This window comes from Burkholderia stagnalis (genome assembly GCF_902830275.1).
Classification (GTDB): Bacteria; Pseudomonadota; Gammaproteobacteria; order Burkholderiales; family Burkholderiaceae; genus Burkholderia; species Burkholderia stagnalis.
In genome coordinates this window covers 571175-588413 of record NZ_CADESW010000002.1, presented here as the reverse complement: position 1 = coordinate 588413, position 17239 = coordinate 571175, and the positions used below count along the sequence as shown (strand labels likewise).

Genomic DNA, 17239 nt, shown 5'->3' with positions numbered 1-17239 from the left:
CCGATCGGGCCGCCGTTCGCGCGCAGAGGTTCTAAAATACCTCAGGCAGGCCGGCCGCGCCGGTATTCGCCACTTCAGGTCATGCCATGGGACTCAGCGACACGCCGTTGCTTTTCAATTTCGAACGCGATTCATCGGAAAATTTCACGTACATCCCGATGATCGTGCGTTTCAACCTCGACCGCTTCGGCTTGCGGATCTCGCTCGAGCAGTGGCAATTGCTGCCGCTCGAGGATCGCAAGCTGCTCGCCCGCTTCCCCGCCGACGAGGACACCGCGATCGAACCCAATTTCGACCACGCGCTGTTCGAGATGCTGCGCACGCACGCCGATCTCGAGCCGAGCTGGTTCCAGCCGGACGATCAGCCGACCTGGCGCAGCACCGAGCGGGTGCCCGATGCGCTGGTGCAGCAGAGTGCGCTGGCGGGGCTGCCGGCGCCGGACGTCGGGCAATGGCAGCGGCTCGCGCCGTTCCAGCGCTACGTGCTGGTCAAGCTGTCGCGCAAGCCGAAGCTGAACCACGATTTCCTGCCGGCGATGCGGGAATTCGGGCTGACGGCCACGCACTGACGCGGCGGCCGTGCCGGCCCCCGGACGTTACGCGAGCGGCGGCAGCGAGCGCGGCTTGCGGTCCGGGCCCGTCGCGACGTAGGTGAGCGTCGCTTCGGTCACCTTGACGACTTCTCCGGCAAGGCGCATGCGCTGCGCGAATACTTCGACGTCGACCGTGACCGACGTGTTGCCGGTGCGCGTGACGGTCGCATAGAAGCTCAGCAGGTCGCCGACGAACACCGGCTGCTTGAACACGAAGGAATTGACCGCGACGGTCGCGACCCGGCCGTTCGCGCGCTGGCTCGCGGGAATCGAGCCGGCGATGTCGACCTGCGACATGATCCAGCCGCCGAACACGTCGCCGTGGACGTTCGCGTCGGACGGTTGCGGGACGACGCGCAGGGCGGGCTGTTTTTGCGGGAGGGCGAGCGGGGAGTCGGTCATGGCGAAGCTTTCATCCTGTAATAAGACACGCCGGCCCGCGCGGGCGGCCGGGCAGGCCGCCGACAGCGGCGCGAACCGGCTTCTGCGACAATACAACGTTCGCAAATTGTACGAGAAAGCGGGTGAGCCGGCGGCCATGCAGCCCGGCGCGCACCGCCGACCGCCCTGTCCCCCATGCGCCGATTTCCCGCTTCCGGCGAGCCCGCGCCGCTTCAATCCGGGCCCCGCAACGACTGGCAGACCATTCGTTCGCTGCTGCCTTACCTGACGACCTACAAATGGCGCGTGTTGCTCGCGCTCGGCTGCCTGATCGGCGCGAAGGTCGCGAACCTCGGCGTGCCGGTCGTGATGAAGCGCATCGTCGACCATCTCGCCGGGGTGCAGCAGCTCACCGCGCTCGGCCGCGCCGAGCAGTCGGCCGCGATCGTGCTCGCGGGCGGCGTCGGGCTGCTCGTGATCGCGTATGCGCTGGTGCGGCTGTCGACGTCGCTGTTCACCGAGCTGCGCGAGATCCTGTTCTCGAAGGTGACCGAGAGCGCGGTGCGCCAGCTTGCGCTGCAGGTGTTCCGGCACCTGCACGGGCTGTCGCTGCGGTTCCACCTCGAGCGCCAGACGGGCGGCATGTCGCGCGACATCGAGCGCGGCACGCGCGGCATCCAGCAGCTCATCTCGTATTCGCTGTACAGCATCCTGCCGACGCTCGTCGAGGTCGGCCTCGTGCTCGGCTTCTTCATCGTCAAATATGAGGCCTACTACGCGTACGTGACGTTCGCCGCGCTGATCACGTACATCGTGTTCACCGTGAAGGTCACCAACTGGCGCACCCATTTCCGCCGCACGATGAACGAGCTCGATTCGCGCGCGAATTCGCGTGCGATCGATTCGCTGATCAACTACGAGACGGTCAAGTACTTCGGCAACGAGGAATGGGAGGCGCAGCGCTACGACGAGAACCTGAAGCGCTACCGCAAGGCCGCGATCCGTTCGCAGAACTCGCTGTCGGTGCTCAACTTCGGCCAGCAGGCGATCATCGGCACGGGGCTCGTGTTCATCCTGTGGCGCGCGACGCAGGGCGTGCTTGCCGGCAAGCTGACGCTCGGCGACCTGGTGCTGATCAACACGTTCATGCTGCAGCTGTACATTCCGCTGAATTTCCTCGGCGTCGTGTATCGCGAGCTGAAGCAGAGCCTGACCGACATGGACCGGATGTTCGGGCTGCTGTCGGCGGCGAAGGAGGTCGCGGATGCGCCCGATGCGCCGCCGCTCGCGGTGGACGGCGCGCAGGTGCGCTTCGAGCACGTGAACTTCGCGTACGAGCCGGCCCGGTCGATCCTGCACGACGTCACGTTCACGATCGACGCGGGCACGACGACCGCGGTGGTCGGCCACAGCGGCTCGGGCAAGTCGACGCTGTCGCGCCTGCTGTTCCGTTTCTACGATCTCGACCGGCAGGCGGGCGGCGCGATCCGCATCGACGGGCAGGACATCCGCGACGTGACGCAGGATTCGCTGCGCGCGTCGATCGGCATCGTGCCGCAGGATACGGTGCTGTTCAACGATTCGATCTACTACAACATCGCGTACGGCCGGCCGACCGCGACCCGCGACGAGGTGATCGCGGCCGCGCGCGCCGCGCATATCCACGATTTCATCGAGAGCTTGCCGAAGGGGTATGACACGCCGGTCGGCGAGCGCGGCCTCAAGCTGTCGGGCGGCGAGAAGCAGCGCGTCGCGATCGCGCGCACGCTGCTGAAGAACCCGCCGATCCTGCTGTTCGACGAGGCGACCTCCGCGCTCGACTCGCGCTCGGAACGCGCGATCCAGCACGAGCTCGAGCAGATCGCACGGCATCGCACGACGCTCGTGATCGCGCACCGGCTGTCGACGGTCGTGCACGCGCAGCAGATTCTCGTGATGGATCACGGGCGGATCGTCGAACGCGGCACGCACGATGAACTCGTGCGCGCGGACGGGCTGTATGCGCAGATGTGGGCGCTGCAGCAGCAGCGCGCGGCGGCGGGCGGGGAAGAAGCCGAGGAAGTCTGAGCGGGCCGGCGCACGGAGCGCGGCCCGCTCCGGTCAGCGCGCGGCGCGCAGCCGCGCGTCGAGCTCGCCGAGCTGCGCGGGCGTGCCGACGTTTTCCCAGATCCCTTCGTACAGCTCGCCGCTTGCCCGGCCGGCTTCGATCGTCGCGCGGAAGTACGGCGTGAGCGCGCGCCGCGTGCCGGGCGCGAGGTCGTGGAACATCCGCGTGTCGTACAGGCCGATGCTGCCGAACGTGACGCGCGCGGCGCCGTCGAGCGACAGCCGGCCGTCGTCGCCGAGCGCGAAATCGCCCGACGGATGGAACGGCGGGTTCGGCACCATCACGAGATGCATCGCGGGCGTGTCGAGCGCGGCCATCCGCGCCGCATGCGCGGCGAGCGCCCGGTAGTCGAATTCGCAGAACACGTCGCCCGCGACCGCGACGAAGACGGCCGGCCGGCCGTCGCGCTCGAGCAGCGGCAGCGCCTGCGCGATGCCGCCCGCCGTTTCGAGCGCGTCGCCTTCGGCCGAATAGACGAGCCGCACGCCCCAGCGCGCGCCGTCGCCGAGCGCGGCTTCGATCTGCGCGCCGAGCCACGCATGGTTGATCACGATGGTCTCGATGCCCGCCTGCGCGAGCCACTCGATCTGCCAGACGATCAGCGGCTTGCCGCCCACCGCGAGCAGCGGCTTCGGGCAGGTGTCGGTGAGCGGGCGCATCCGGTCGCCGCGCCCGGCGGCGAAGATCATCGCCGTGGTGAGAGGATGACTCATCTTCAGAACGTATAGCCGACGTCGGCCGTCGTGCCTTCGAGCTCGTCGAGCAGCTTCGCGAACGGCACGAGCGGGCGGTAGCGCAGCGCGACCTTGCGCGCGTATGCGAGGAAGCGGGGGAGATCCGCGAGGTAGGCCGGCTTGCCGTCGCGGTAGTTGATGCGCGCGAACAAGCCGAGGATCTTGATGTGCCGCTGCAGGCCCATCCATTCGAGCTGGCGGTAGAACTCGCCGAAGTCCGGATCGACCGGCAGGCCGGCCTTCTTCGCCTTTTCCCAGTAGTACGCGAAGCAGTCGAGCTCGAATTCCTCGTCCCAGCTGATGAACGCGTCGCGCAACAGCGATACGACGTCGTAGGTCAGCGGGCCTTCCACCGCGTCCTGGAAGTCGAGCACGCCCGGGTTCGGCGTGCAGGCCATCAGGTTGCGCGGCATGAAGTCGCGCAGCATGAAGCCCTGCGGCTGCGCGCGGGCGCTCGCGATCAGCAGCGCGAAGGTGCGCTCGAGCGTGCCGCGCATCGCGTCGCTGACCGTCTTGCCGAGGTGCCGGCCGATGTACCACTCGGGCATCAGCTCCATCTCGCGGCGCAGGAACGCGTCGTCGAACGGCGGCAGCACGCCCGGCGCGGACGTCAGCTGGAAACGGATCAGCGTATCGAGCGCGTCGCGCATCAGCGGCCGGGCGGCGAGCGGATCGGCCGGGTCGAGCACCGAGATGTACGATGTCCGGCCGAGATCCGTCACGAGCATGAAGCCGGCGTCGAAATCGTGGGCCAGCACCTGCGGCGCGTGGATGGCCGCGCCGGCGAGCAGCCCGGCGACCTGCACGAACTCCCGGCATTTCTCGGGCGGCGGCGCGTCGACGGCGATCAGCGAGCCGCCGGGCTGCGACGCGGCCGCGACGCGGAAATAGCGGCGGAAGCTGGCGTCCTCGGACGCGGGCGCAAGGGTGGCGAGATCGAGGGCGTAGCGCTCGGCGAGCGGGTGCAGCCAGGCGGTGAGCGCGTCGAGGCGGGAATCGTCGGATGGGAGCGTCATGAAACTCGGAGGAGGGGGGAACGTCTTGCCATATAATACCCCACGACTTTTTTGACGCGCCCCGCGTCAGCATCTGCCGTGCAGGCCCGCTGCCTGTCGCGCCGTTCGCCCGATCGCCTCCCCTGGTTTGCGCTCAGCCGCAGTCACGGTTCGATTGCGCGGGCCGCGATGCGCGAGCGCACGGGTTGACGAGGGGCGATTCGCCAAACGATAGATGCCGCCCAAACCGCTATTCCCGAATGTTTTCCCCGGTGACGGGGTGCCGCGCAAACGGCGGCTCGCGCTCGCGCTCCTGGCCGTGCCCGGCCTCGTGCCGGCGGTGTCGCACGCGCAGCTGACGGGTGCGGCTGCGCAGCCGCAGCCGCTCGACACGCCGTGGGATCTTCGCCTCGCGCCCCAGCTCGAGGAGCATCCGCTGAAGGAGGGCGCGAAGCCGGCCACCTTCGTGATCGCCGACCACACGAGCGGCACGGCCGAGCAGGACCTGGCCGCGAAGGGCTCGGCCGAGCTCCGCCGCGGCGACGCGGTCGTGAAGGCCGACGCGATCCATTACGACCAGGATACGGACACGGCCGATGCGTACGGCCAGGTCCGCGTGGTCAACGCCGGCACGTCGTTCAGCGGGCCCGAGGCGCATCTGAAGGTCGAGGCGAACCAGGGCTTCATGACGGCGCCGAAGTACCATTTCAGCACGACGGGCGGCTCGGGCAGCGCGGAGCGCGTCGACCTGCTCGACGCCGAGCGTTCGGTGTTCGTCAACGGCACCTACACCGCGTGCCAGTGCGCGACGGATCCCGCGTGGTACATCAAGGGCAGCCGCTTCGACTTCGACACGGGTGCCGACGAGGGCACGGCCCGCAACGGCGTGCTGTTCTTCCAGGGCGTGCCGATCTTCGCGAGCCCGTGGCTGACGTTCCCGCTGTCGGGCGAGCGGCGCAGCGGCCTGTTGCCGCCGACGTTCTCGATCAACTCGAACAACGGGTTCGAGCTGTCGCTGCCGTACTACTTCAATATCGCGCCGAACCGCGACCTGACGATCACGCCGCGCATCATCACGAAGCGCGGGGTGCAGACGCAGGCGACGTTCCGCTACCTGTCGGCGAGCTATTCGGGCACGCTCACGGGCGAGTACCTGCCGGACGACCGGCTCGCGCATCGCAACCGCTACGCGATCTACTGGCAGCACCAGCAGAACTTCGGCAGCGGCTTCGGCGGCTACGTCTACTACAACAAGGTCTCGGACAACACCTATCCGGAAGACCTCGCGTCCATCTCGAACCAGTTCGTGACCGGCACGCAGACGCTGTACCAGCAGGAAGCCGGGCTCACGTACAACAACGGCCCGTGGTCGGTGCTCGCGCGCTACCAGCACTGGCAGACGCTGCCGCCGTCGAGCGCGCCGCCGTACGGCCGCGAACCGCAGTTGAACGTGAAGTACACGAAGTACAACGTCGGCGGCTTCGATTTCGGCGCGGAAGCCGACTATTCGCGTTTCCGCATCACGACGGCCGACACGACGCAGGGCGACCGGGTCGTGTTCAACCCGTACATCGCGTACGGCATCTACGGCCCCGGCTACTTCGCGGTGCCGAAGGTCCAGTATCACTTCGCGTCGTACGACCTGAGCTACGTGGCGTCGAACACGCCGAACAATCCGAAGCGCTTCACCGAATCGATCCCGACGGTCAGCTTCGACTCGGGGCTGATCTTCGACCGCTCGGTGCGCCTGTTCGGCCAGGATTTCATCCAGACGCTCGAGCCGCGCCTGTATTACGTGTATACGCCGTACCGCAACCAGTCGAACGCGCCGCTGTTCGACACCGCGGAATCGGATTTCGGCCTCGCGGAGATCTACCAGCCGAACACGTTCGTCGGCAACGACCGGTTCGCCGACGCGAACCGCCTGACGGCCGGGCTGACGTCGCGCTTCATCGATCCGCGCACCGGCGACGAGCGCGCGCGCTTCATGATCGCGCAGCAGTACTACTTCACCGACCAGCGCGTGACGCTGAAGTCGACCCCGGCCGCGTCGCAGGCGCGCCACTCGGACCTGATCGCGGGCGCCGCGCTCAAGCTCGGCTCGGGTTTCGCGTCGGAAACGGCGTTCCAGTACAACCAGAACAACAACCAGCTCGTGAAATCGAGCATCGGTTTCGGCTACAGCCCCGAGCTGCGCAAGGTGATCAACGTCGGCTACCGCTACACGCGCGCGACCCAGACGCTCGATGGCCGGCCGATCAACCAGTTCCTGGTGTCCGCGCAGTGGCCGCTGACCCGCCGGCTGTATGCGGTCGGCCGCTTCAACTACGACTTCTCGGGAGACCGGGTGATCGACGGGCTGGTCGGCTTACAATACGACGCCGATTGCTGGGCGCTCGGGGTCGGTATCCAGCGGTATGCGAACGGCGTGAACTCGTCGCAACAGCAGACTTCGGCGACGCGGTTCATGGCGCAGCTGACGCTCAAGGGGCTGTCGAGCATCGACAACGGCCTCGTGAACGCGTTCCGGGCCGGGGTGCCGGGCTACATGCCGTTGCCGCCGGCGGCGCCGCCGCTGTCGCGCTTCAGCAACTACGACTAACGCCGGGGCGTCCGCGAGCGGAACACGGCGCCGGCACCGGATCAGCACGATTTCAATGGAGTATCAGTGGCAATGAAGAAAACCCTTCGCTTCGCGGCAGTCGTCTCCGGCCTCGCCGCGTCCGCCGCGCTGCTCGCCGCCGCGCCGGCCGCGGCGCAGGCGCTCGGCTCGCAAGGCGCGCAGCTCACCGATGAAGTCGTCGCAGTCGTCAACAACGACGTGATCACGGGCCGCGAGCTCGACCAGCGCGTCGGCCTGATCTCGCGCCGCCTGCAACAGCAGAATGCGCCGGTGCCGCCGCTGGACCAGATGCGCGCGCAGGTGCTGAACCAGATGGTGCTCGAGCGCATCCAGGTGCAGAAAGCCAAGGACGACGGGATCCGGGTCGACGATGCGGCCGTGCAGTCGACACTGCAGCGCCTCGCGCAGGCGAACGGCATGACGCTCGACCAGTACCGCGCGCGGATCGAGGCGCAAGGCGTGCCTTGGAGCGTGTTCCGCGGCGACGCGCGCACCGAGCTGACGCTGTCGAAGCTGCGCGAGCGCGAGGTCGACGGCAAGATCACCGTGTCGGACGCGGAAGTCGCGAGCTATATCGCGAGCCAGCGCGGGCCGAACGCGTCGCAGCAGCAGGACCTGCGCTTCCAGCACATTTTCGTGAAGGCGCCGACCAATGCGCCGCAGGCCGAGATCGAGGCCGCGCAGAAGAAGGCCGAAGGGCTGCTGCAGCAGGCGGTGTCGGGCGCGGATTTCGAGCGCCTCGCGAAGAACAACTCGGAAGCGAACGACGCGAAGAAGGGCGGCGATCTCGGCTTCAAGTCGCCGGGCGCGCTGCCGGCCGACGTCGTCGCGGCCGCGTCGAAGCTGCGTCCGGGCCAGGTCAATCCGACGCTCGTGCGCGTGCCGGACGGCTTCGAGATCGTGCGCCTCGTCGACCGCCGCCAGAGCCAGGGCGCGTCGGCCGCCGCGCCGAAGATCGTGCAGACGCACGTGCGCCACATCCTGCTGCGCGTCGGCGAAGGCAAGTCCGAAGGCCAGGCGCGCCAGCAGCTGATCGACATCCGCAAGCAGGTCGAGTCCGGCGGCGATTTCGCGAAGTTCGCCCGCACCTATTCGCAGGACGGCTCGGCATCGCAAGGTGGCGATCTCGGCTGGATCAGCCCCGGCGAGACGGTGCCCGAGTTCGAGCGCGCGATGAACAACCTGCAGGACGGCCAGGTCAGCATTCCCGTGCGCACCGAATACGGCTACCACCTGATCCAGGTGCTGGAGCGCCGCGAGTCCGAAGGCTCGGTGCAGCAGCAGATGGACATCGCACGCCAGGCGATCGGCCAGCGCAAGGCCGAGCAGGCGTATGCCGACTGGCTGCGCGAGCTGCGCGATTCGTCGTACGTGCAGTTCAAGATCGGCGGCTTCGGCCCGCAGAACTGAGCGAGCCGCCGATGACGTCGCCCGCGCTGCATATCGCGATCACGACCGGCGAGCCCGCCGGCGTCGGTCCGGAGCTGACCGTGCAGGCGCTGCGCGACGCCGCGCGGCGCTGGCCGGACGCGCGCTTCACGGTGCTCGGCGACGCGGCGCTGCTCGCCGGGCGCGCGGCGGCGGTTGGCGCGGACTGGCCGGCGCTCGTCGCCGGCGGGCGGATTGCCGTCGCGGGCCAGCCGCTCGCCGCGCCCGCGCGCGCGGGCGAGTTGAACGCCGCGAACGGCCGCTACGTGCTCGCGCTGCTCGACGCGGCGATCGACGGCGCGCTCGCGGGCGAATACGATGCGATCGTCACCGCGCCGCTGCAGAAGAGCACGATCAACGATGCGGGCGTGCCGTTCACGGGCCATACCGAATACCTGGCCGAGCGCACCGGCACGCCGCGCGTCGTGATGATGCTGGCCGGCACCGGCGCGACGCCGCTGCGCGTCGCGCTCGCGACGACGCACCTGCCGCTGAAGGACGTGTCGGCCGCGCTGACGATCGACGGCCTGCTCGAGACGCTCGCCATCATCGATCGCGACCTGCGGCGCGACTTCGGCCTCGCCGCGCCGCGCATCCTCGTGACGGGGCTCAACCCGCACGCCGGCGAGAACGGCTATCTCGGCCGCGAGGAGATCGACGTGATCGAGCCCGCGCTCGCCCGCGCGAACGCGCAGGGCATCGATGCGCGCGGCCCGTATCCGGCCGACACGCTGTTCCAGCCCCGCTATCTGGCGGATGCGGACTGCGTGCTCGCGATGTTTCACGACCAGGGCCTGCCGGTACTCAAGTACGCGACGTTCGGCGAGGGGATCAACGTTACGCTCGGCCTGCCGATCATCCGCACGTCGGTCGATCACGGCACCGCGCTCGATCTCGCCGGCACCGGCCGCGCCGATCCGGGCAGCATGATCGCCGCGCTCGATACCGCGGTCACGATGGCGCGCCATCGCCGCGCGGCCTGACGCGCCCGGCAAAGCGGCCCGGCCCGATTCCATTCAACGCGTTTTCGTTTTTTTTTCAGTCGATGTCGAACAGCAGACAGCACCAGGGCCATTTCGCGCGCAAGCGCTTCGGGCAGAACTTCCTCGTCGATCACGGCGTGATCGACTCGATCGTCGCGACGATCGGCCCGGCGCGCGGCCAGCGGATGGTCGAGATCGGCCCGGGCCTCGGCGCGCTGACCGAGCCGCTGATCGCGCGGCTCGCGACGCCCGAATCGCCGCTGCATGCGGTCGAGCTCGACCGTGACCTGATTGCCCGGCTGCAGAAGCGCTTCGGCCCGCTGCTCGAGCTGCACGCGGGCGACGCGCTCGCGTTCGACTTCCGCGCGCTCGCGGCGGCGGGCGACAAGCCGTCGCTGCGCATCGTCGGCAACCTGCCGTACAACATTTCCAGCCCGCTGCTGTTCCACCTGATGACGTTCGCCGACGTGGTCGTCGACCAGCATTTCATGCTGCAGAACGAAGTGGTCGAGCGGATGGTTGCCGAACCGGGCTCGAAGGCGTTCTCGCGCCTGTCCGTGATGCTGCAGTACCGCTACGTGATGGACAAGATGATGGACGTGCCGCCGGAGTCGTTCCAGCCGCCGCCGAAGGTCGATTCGGCGATCGTGCGGATGATTCCGTACGAGCCGCACGAACTGCCGGACGTCGATCCCGTGCTGCTCGGCGAAATCGTGACGGCGGCGTTCTCGCAGCGCCGCAAGATGCTGCGCAATACGCTCGGCGACTATCGCGAGACGATCGATTTCGATGCGCTCGGCTTCGATCTCGCGCGCCGCGCGGAAGACGTGAGCGTGGCCGAGTATGTCGGCGTCGCGCAGGCGCTCGCGGCGGTGCGCAAGGCCGGATAGCCAGCGCGGCGGGTGCGTGCCGCGCGCCGGACTTCGAGGCTGCCCTGGCGGGCAGCCTTTTTCATTGGTGCGGAGCGGCGATGCCGGACCGCGTCGCGCGCAGGCGTGCTGACGAGGCCGATCCCGATCGACACCAGCGCCGCGGCGGACAGGAAGCGCCAGCCGACCGATTCGCCGCGCAGCAGCACGCCGAACGCGACGCCGAACAGCGGCGACAGGAACGTGAACACCGACAGCCGCGACGCGATGTGGCGGCTCGGCAGCCAGAACCACGACAGATAGCTGACGAACGCGACGATCACCGACTGGTACGCGAGGCTCGCGACCGCCACCGGCGTGTGCGCGGGGCGCGCCCGGCGGGATCCCCCCGACTCTGGTAGAGTCTGCCGTTCAGGCAAGTCCCCATGGAGTACAAGAAATGCGTTTGCTGCACACGATGCTGCGAGTCGGCGATCTCGACCGCTCGATCAAGTTCTACACCGAGTTGCTGGGCATGAAACTGCTGCGTCGCAACGACTATCCGGAAGGCAGGTTCACGCTCGCGTTCGTCGGCTACGAGGACGAAAGCACGGGCACGGTGATCGAGCTGACCCACAACTGGGATACCCCGTCGTACGACCTCGGCACGGGTTTCGGGCATCTGGCGCTGGAAGTCGACGATGCATACGCGGCGTGCGACCGGATCAAGGCACAGGGCGGCAAGGTCACGCGCGAAGCGGGCCCGATGAAGCACGGCACGACCGTGATCGCGTTCGTCGAGGATCCGGACGGCTACAAGATCGAGTTCATCCAGAAGAAGGCGCACTGAGCGCCGGATGAAGCGGCCGCGGCGCGCGCGATGCGCGTCGCGAGACGGGCGGCGCGGGGTGTCCCGCGCCGCCCGTTCGTTTTCAGAGCGCCGGCAGCAGCTCGGGCGGGTGATGCTTGAGTGTATGCCGCGCTTCGCGGAATTCCGGAAAGATCGATTCGACGGTCTGCCAGAAGCGCGGGCTGTGGTTCATCTCGCGCAGGTGCGACAGCTCGTGCGCGACGACGTAGTCGATGATCGACATCGGGAAATGGATCAGCCGCCAGTTCAGGCGGATCTTGCCGTCGCTCGAGCAGCTGCCCCAGCGCGTCGCGGCCGACGACAGCGCATACATCGAATACGTGACGCCGAGCTTGTCCGCGTAGTGCGCGAGACGTTCGCCGAAGATCCGCTTCGCCTCGCCCTGCAGCCAGCCCTGCACGCGATCCTTGATCTGCTGCGCGTCGGCCTGCGCGGGCAGCGGCAGCGCGAGCCGCAGCGCGTCGCCGTCGAACGCGACGGTGCCCGCATCGGACGCGAGCGCGACCGTCACCGACTTGCCCAGGTACGGGAGCTGCGCGCCGTCGCGCCAGTCGATCTGCGGCAGTGCGCGCTGCTCGGTGCGCGTCTTCCATTCCGCGAGTTTCGCGAAGATCCAGCGCTGCTTCTCGGTGATCGCCGCCTCGATGTCGGCGAGCGTGACCCAGCGCGGCGCGGTGATCGTCAGCCCGCTGCCGTCGATCGTGAAGCCGATCGTGCGGCGCGCGGAGCGTTTCAGCCGATATTCGAGCACCCGGCTGTCGAGCGCGAACGTGCGCACGCGCGAACGGTCGCGGGCGGGATCGGGCGCCGGGGCCGCGCCGGGCGCCGCGTCAGGCGGCGCGGGCGGTGCAGCGGGCGCGGACGGCGCGGCGGCCGGCCCGTCGAAGAGCGGCAGGTCCAGCTGGCGATGATCGAGGGCCACGACGGCAGGTCGTGGCCGCGGACGCTTCTTCATCAGTTCGCTTCGTCTTGTGGTGCGCAACGGGGACAGCCCGGGTGACTCAGACGCGCGCGGCATTACGCCTTGCGGAATTGTCCGGCGAGCGGTACGCGCCAGGGTCGATGCGGCGCATTTCCGCTTCGATCCAGGCTTCGACCTGCGAGTTCAATGCGTCGGGCGTGAGGCCGGCCGAGTCGATCGGCTTGCCGATCGACACCGTGACCACGCCCGGGTATTTCGTGAACGAATTGCGCGGCCACACATTGCCCGCGTTGTGCGCGATCGGCACGACCGGCGCGCCGGTCTCGATCGCGAAGCGCGCGCCGCCCGTCTTGTACTTGCCCTGCTTGCCGACCGGCGTGCGCGTGCCTTCGGGGAACATGATCACCCACGCGCCTTCCGCGAGCCGCTTCCTGCCCTGGCTGATCACCGAGCCGAACGCGTTCTTGCCTTCCTTGCGGTTGATGTGGACCATGTGCAGCATGCCGAGCGCCCAGCCGAAGAACGGCACGTACAGCAGCTCGCGCTTGAACACGTAGCACAGCGGCTTCGGCATCAGCGCGGGAAACGCGAGCGTTTCCCAGGCGGACTGGTGCTTGGACAGCAGCACGGCCGGGCCGTCGGGCAGGTTCTCGTAGCCTTCGATCCGGTAGCGGATGCCGTTCAGCCAGCGCACGACCCACAGCGTCGACTTGCACCAGCCGGCCGCCATCCAGTAGCGCGCGTCGGCGCGCAGGAACGGAAAGGCGATGAAGCACGCGGTCGCGTACGGCACCGTGTACAGGATGAAGTAGATCAGCAGCAGCAGGGAGCGGACGAAGCGCATCGGCGTGTGTCTGGCGTAAGGGAGGATGCGCGCGGCAGCCGCATCACTCGTGTTCGTGTGAAAGGAAGTCGAGCGCGAACGCGCGCAGGTCGTCGTGGACCTTCGTGCCGGGCGGCAGGTTGCCCGCGGCGAGCGTCTTCTTGCCCTTGCCGGTCAGCACCAGGTGCGGCTGGAAGCCGAGCGCGATGCCGGCCTGCAGGTCGCGCAGCGAATCGCCGACCACCGGCGTGTGATCCGGATCGATCTCGAAACGCTCGGCGATCATCTGCATCATGCCGGGCTTCGGCTTGCGGCAGTCGCAGTGGTCTTCCGCCGTGTGCGGGCAGAAGAACACCGCGTCGATGCGCGCGCCGACCGCTGCCGCCGCGCGATGCATCTTCAGATGCATCGCGTTCAGCGTCGCCATGTCGAACAGGCCGCGGCCGATGCCGGACTGGTTGGTCGCGACCACCACGCGATACCCCGCATGGTTGAGCCGCGCGATCGCCTCGAGGCTGCCGGGCAGCGGGATCCACTCGTCGGGCGACTTGACGAACGCGTCCGAATCGACGTTGATCACGCCGTCCCGATCGAGGACGACGAGCTTCCTGGTGAGACTGGTCGGCATCGTGCGGCCCTTCTTATGCGGCGAGCTTCGAGATGTCTGCGACGCAGTTCATCTGCTGGTGCAGCGCGGACAGCAGCGCGAGACGGTTCGCGCGCAGCGCCGGATCGTCGGCGTTGACCATCACGCCGTCGAAGAACGCGTCGACCGGCGCGCGCAGCGCGGCGAGCGCCGACAGCGCGCCCGTGTACGCACGCGCCTCGAGCTGCGACTGCACGCGCGGCGTCACCTGCGCGAGCTGCTCGTGCAGCGCCTTCTCGGCCGCTTCGACGAACAGCGTCGGCTGCACCGCGCCGTTCGCCGCGCTTTCCGATTTCTTCAGGATGTTCGAGATCCGCTTGTTCGCGGCGGCCAGCGCCTCGGCTTCCGCGAGGCGCGTGAATTCGCGCACCGCGTCGAGGCGCGCGACGATGTCGTCGAGGCGCGTCGGGTTCAGGCTCAGCACCGCGTCGACTTCGCCGGCCGTGTAGCCGCGCTCGCGCAGCAGGCCGCGCAGGCGGTCCATGAAGAACGCGAAGATCGCGTCGGTCGATTCGGCGACTTCCGGCACGGCCGCGAAGCGTGCATGCGCGACGCGCAGCAGCGACATCAGGTCGAGCGGCAGCTGCTTCTCGAGCAGCACGCGCAGCACGCCGAGCGCGTGGCGGCGCAGCGCGAACGGATCCTTCTCGCCGGTCGGCGCGAGGCCGATGCCCCAGATGCCGACGATCGTCTCGAGCTTGTCGGCGAGCGCGACCGCGGTCGACACGGGCGTCGACGGCAGCGTGTCGCCCGAGAAGCGCGGCTGGTAGTGCTCGGTGCACGCGATCGCGACGTCGTCCGGCTCGCCGTCGTGGCGTGCGTAGTACGTGCCCATCGTGCCCTGCAGCTCGGGGAACTCGCCGACCATGTCGGTCAGCAGGTCGGCCTTCGCGAGACGCGCGGCGCGCTGCGCGAGCGCCGCGTCGGCGCCGATCGCGGGCGCGATCTCGCCGGCCAGCGCCTCGAGCCGCTCGACGCGCGCGAGCGCGGAGCCGAGCTTGTTGTGATAGACGACGTTCGCGAGCAGCGGCACGCGATCCGCGAGCGGCTTCTTCTTGTCCTGCTCGAAGAAGAACTTCGCGTCGGCGAGGCGCGGGCGCACGACGCGCTCGTTGCCTTCGACGATCTCGCCCGGCGTCTTCGTCTCGATGTTCGACACGATCAGGAAGCGCGAGCGCAGCTTGCCGGCGACGTCGGTCAGCGCGAAATACTTCTGGTTGGTCTGCATCGTGAGGATCAGGCATTCCTGCGGAACCTGCAGGAATTCGTCCTCGAAGCGGCACGGATAGACGACCGGCCATTCGACCAGCGACGTCACTTCGTCGAGCAGCGCTTCCGGCATCACGACGGTGTCGCCGTTCGCGTGCTCGTTCAGCTGCGTGCGGATCGTTTCCTTGCGGTCGCCGAAGTGGGCGAGCACGCGGCCCTTGTCGCGCAGCGTGCTCGCGTAGGCGCTCGCGTGCGTGATCGCGACGAGGCCGTCGGACAGGAAGCGGTGGCCGAGCGTCGTGTCGCCGGCGTCGATGCCGAACGCGGTGACGGGCACGATGCGGTTGTCGTGCAGTGCGGTCAGGCGGTGCACCGGGCGCACGAACTGCACGTCGGTGCCGTCCGGGCGCTGGTAGGTCATGACCTTCGGGATCGGCAGCTTCGCGAGGGTTTCGTCGAGCGCGGCCTGCAGGCCGTCGGCGAGCGTCGCGCCGGCGGCCGCGTAGTTGACGAAGAACGCTTCGGCCTTGCCGTCCTGCGCGCGCTCGAGATCGGCGACCGACAGGTTCGGGTGGCCGAGCGCCGCGAGCTTCTTCGCGAGCGGGGCGGTGGGCTTGCCTTCCGCGTCGAGGGCGACCGACACCGGCAGCACCTTTTCACGGACCTGCTTTTCCGGCGCGACCGCGCGCACGTTCTGCACGACGACGGCGAGGCGGCGCGGCGTCGCATAGCGCTCGAAGACGAGCTCGCCTTCGATCAGGTCGCGCGCCGCGAGGCGCTGCGCAAGGCCTTCGGCGAACGCGTCGCCGAGGCGCGCGAGGGCCTTCGGCGGCAGCTCTTCGGTCAGCAGTTCGACGAGCAGGGGGGCGGGATGATTGTGCGTCATGATGTGAAGAAGTCTCGTCAGTCCTGATCGATCTTGCGTTCGGCCTTCAGCGGCGGCACCCAGGCCGGCTGCGCGGCTTCCTGGGCATCGGAGGTGAGGCCCGGCACGCCCGGCGGGTTGCCGAGCATCGGGAAGCCGAGTTTCTCGCGCGATTCGTAATACGCCTGCGCGACGAGGCGCGACAGCGCGCGGATGCGGCCGATGTACGCCGCGCGCTCGGTCACCGAGATCGCGCCGCGCGCGTCGAGCAGGTTGAACGTGTGGCCGGCCTTCAGCACGAGCTCATATGCGGGCAGCGCGAGCTGCGCGTCGATCATCCGCTTCGCTTCCGCTTCGTAGCTGTTGAAGAACGTGAACAGCAGGTCGACGTTCGCGTGCTCGAAGTTGTACGTCGACTGCTCGACTTCGTTCTGGTGGTAGACGTCGCCGTAGGTCAGGCGGCGCAGTTCGGGGCCGTCCGGGCCCTGTTCTTCCCATTCGGTCCAGATCAGGTCGTAGACGTTCTCGACCTTCTGCAGGTACATCGCGAGGCGCTCGAGGCCGTAGGTGATCTCGCCGAGCACCGGCTTGCAGTCGAGGCCGCCGACCTGCTGGAAGTACGTGAACTGCGTCACTTCCATGCCGTTCAGCCATACTTCCCAGCCGAGGCCCCACGCGCCGAGCGTCGGGTTCTCCCAGTCGTCCTCGACGAAGCGCACGTCGTTCTGCTTCAGGTCGAAGCCGAGCGCTTCCAGCGAGCCGAGGTACAGGTCGAGGATGTTCTCCGGCGCCGGCTTGAGCACGACCTGGTACTGGTAGTAGTGCTGCAGGCGGTTCGGGTTCTCGCCGTAGCGGCCGTCCTTCGGCCGGCGCGACGGCTGCACGTACGCGGCGCGCCACGGCTCGGGGCCGACCGCGCGCAGGAACGTGTGGACGTGCGAGGTGCCCGCGCCGACTTCCATGTCGATGGGCTGGAGCAGAGCGCAACCCTGCTTGTCCCAGTAGGACTGCAGCGTCAGGATGATTTGCTGAAACGTAAGCATGAAGAGCCTTCGTGGCGCTGGCGCTCCGTTGCGGGCGGCGCTCCGGGCGGGCCCGGAGGGTCGGCTCGCGCGGCGGCGCGGCTTGTTAGTGTGCTGAAACGTGCAATTTTACCGGATCGGCGCGGGGTGCGGCCGGAACGGCGGCGAACGCGTATCGAGCTCCGGCCG

15 protein-coding genes and 1 pseudogene are annotated in these 17239 nt (G+C 68.4%); 7 read left to right on the top strand and 9 right to left on the bottom strand.

Features of this window, described 5'->3' with window-relative positions; all coding sequences use genetic code 11:
• Positions 1-86 precede the first annotated feature (86 nt).
• On the top strand, positions 87-569 hold the full coding sequence (locus tag HWY45_RS06700; protein WP_059566104.1) for a nitrate reductase associated protein: 483 nt from the start codon (positions 87-89) through the stop codon (positions 567-569).
• A gap of 27 nt (positions 570-596) precedes the next feature.
• On the opposite strand, the gene HWY45_RS06695 is transcribed toward HWY45_RS06700, so the two are convergent.
• Complete coding sequence (locus HWY45_RS06695) at positions 597-995, bottom strand: acyl-CoA thioesterase (protein ID WP_059566103.1); 399 nt, start codon at positions 993-995, stop codon at positions 597-599.
• A gap of 174 nt (positions 996-1169) precedes the next feature.
• On the opposite strand from HWY45_RS06695, the gene HWY45_RS06690 reads away from it, so the two are divergent.
• Positions 1170-3041 carry an ABCB family ABC transporter ATP-binding protein/permease gene (locus HWY45_RS06690; protein ID WP_059879882.1) on the top strand — a complete coding sequence of 624 codons (1872 nt, stop codon included), beginning with the start codon at positions 1170-1172 and terminating at the stop codon, positions 3039-3041.
• Between the two features lie 33 nt (positions 3042-3074).
• On the opposite strand, the gene murU is transcribed toward HWY45_RS06690, so the two are convergent.
• Both murU and HWY45_RS06680 read right to left on the bottom strand, forming a co-directional pair.
• The gene (murU, locus tag HWY45_RS06685) at positions 3075-3794 is read right to left on the bottom strand and encodes an N-acetylmuramate alpha-1-phosphate uridylyltransferase MurU (protein WP_059879878.1); all 720 of its coding nucleotides are present in this window, start codon (positions 3792-3794) and stop codon (positions 3075-3077) included.
• A gap of 2 nt (positions 3795-3796) precedes the next feature.
• The gene (locus tag HWY45_RS06680) at positions 3797-4831 is read right to left on the bottom strand and encodes an aminoglycoside phosphotransferase family protein (protein ID WP_059879875.1); all 1035 of its coding nucleotides are present in this window, start codon (positions 4829-4831) and stop codon (positions 3797-3799) included.
• Positions 4832-5045: 214 nt separating this feature from the next.
• Here HWY45_RS06680 and HWY45_RS06675 point away from each other — a divergent pair, with 214 nt between their 5' ends.
• The 4 genes from HWY45_RS06675 to rsmA all read left to right on the top strand — a co-directional run bounded on the left by HWY45_RS06675 (position 5046) and on the right by rsmA (position 10734).
• A complete protein-coding gene (locus HWY45_RS06675) occupies positions 5046-7412 on the top strand; it encodes an LPS-assembly protein LptD (protein WP_059879873.1) in 2367 nt (788 codons plus the stop codon).
• Between the two features lie 72 nt (positions 7413-7484).
• Positions 7485-8843 (top strand): peptidylprolyl isomerase, encoded by a 1359-nt coding sequence (locus HWY45_RS06670; protein ID WP_059879869.1) that lies wholly within the window; start codon positions 7485-7487, stop codon positions 8841-8843.
• Positions 8844-8854: 11 nt separating this feature from the next.
• Positions 8855-9844 carry a 4-hydroxythreonine-4-phosphate dehydrogenase PdxA gene (gene pdxA / locus HWY45_RS06665; RefSeq protein ID WP_059879866.1) on the top strand — a complete coding sequence of 330 codons (990 nt, stop codon included), beginning with the start codon at positions 8855-8857 and terminating at the stop codon, positions 9842-9844.
• A 62-nt stretch (positions 9845-9906) separates the two neighbouring features.
• Positions 9907-10734, top strand: a complete 828-nt coding sequence (gene rsmA / locus HWY45_RS06660; protein WP_059566096.1) for a 16S rRNA (adenine(1518)-N(6)/adenine(1519)-N(6))-dimethyltransferase RsmA — start codon at positions 9907-9909, stop codon at positions 10732-10734.
• Between the two features lie 95 nt (positions 10735-10829).
• On the opposite strand, the pseudogene HWY45_RS06655 reads toward rsmA, so the two are convergent.
• Positions 10830-11072, bottom strand: a pseudogene (locus HWY45_RS06655) (EamA family transporter); the annotation flags it as partial.
• Between the two features lie 80 nt (positions 11073-11152).
• Between HWY45_RS06655 and gloA the strand changes: the two are divergent.
• Positions 11153-11542 (top strand): lactoylglutathione lyase, encoded by a 390-nt coding sequence (gene gloA / locus HWY45_RS06650; protein ID WP_059566094.1) that lies wholly within the window; start codon positions 11153-11155, stop codon positions 11540-11542.
• Between the two features lie 82 nt (positions 11543-11624).
• On the opposite strand, the gene HWY45_RS06645 is transcribed toward gloA, so the two are convergent.
• The 5 genes from HWY45_RS06645 to glyQ are packed head-to-tail and all read right to left on the bottom strand — an operon-like array spanning position 11625 to position 17071.
• Positions 11625-12518, bottom strand: coding sequence for a M48 family metallopeptidase (locus tag HWY45_RS06645; RefSeq protein WP_059566093.1), 894 nt, complete (start codon positions 12516-12518; stop codon positions 11625-11627).
• Positions 12519-12564: 46 nt separating this feature from the next.
• Positions 12565-13329: a lysophospholipid acyltransferase family protein gene (locus HWY45_RS06640; protein ID WP_059566092.1), complete on the bottom strand. Its 765-nt coding sequence runs from the start codon at positions 13327-13329 to the stop codon at positions 12565-12567.
• 43 nt (positions 13330-13372) lie between these two features.
• Positions 13373-13936 (bottom strand): D-glycero-beta-D-manno-heptose 1,7-bisphosphate 7-phosphatase, encoded by a 564-nt coding sequence (gene gmhB / locus HWY45_RS06635; RefSeq protein WP_059566091.1) that lies wholly within the window; start codon positions 13934-13936, stop codon positions 13373-13375.
• Between the two features lie 13 nt (positions 13937-13949).
• On the bottom strand, positions 13950-16049 hold the full coding sequence (gene glyS, locus HWY45_RS06630; protein ID WP_059879863.1) for a glycine--tRNA ligase subunit beta: 2100 nt from the start codon (positions 16047-16049) through the stop codon (positions 13950-13952).
• A 17-nt stretch (positions 16050-16066) separates the two neighbouring features.
• Positions 16067-17071, bottom strand: coding sequence for a glycine--tRNA ligase subunit alpha (gene glyQ, locus HWY45_RS06625; protein ID WP_081059656.1), 1005 nt, complete (start codon positions 17069-17071; stop codon positions 16067-16069).
• Positions 17072-17239 lie beyond the last annotated feature (168 nt).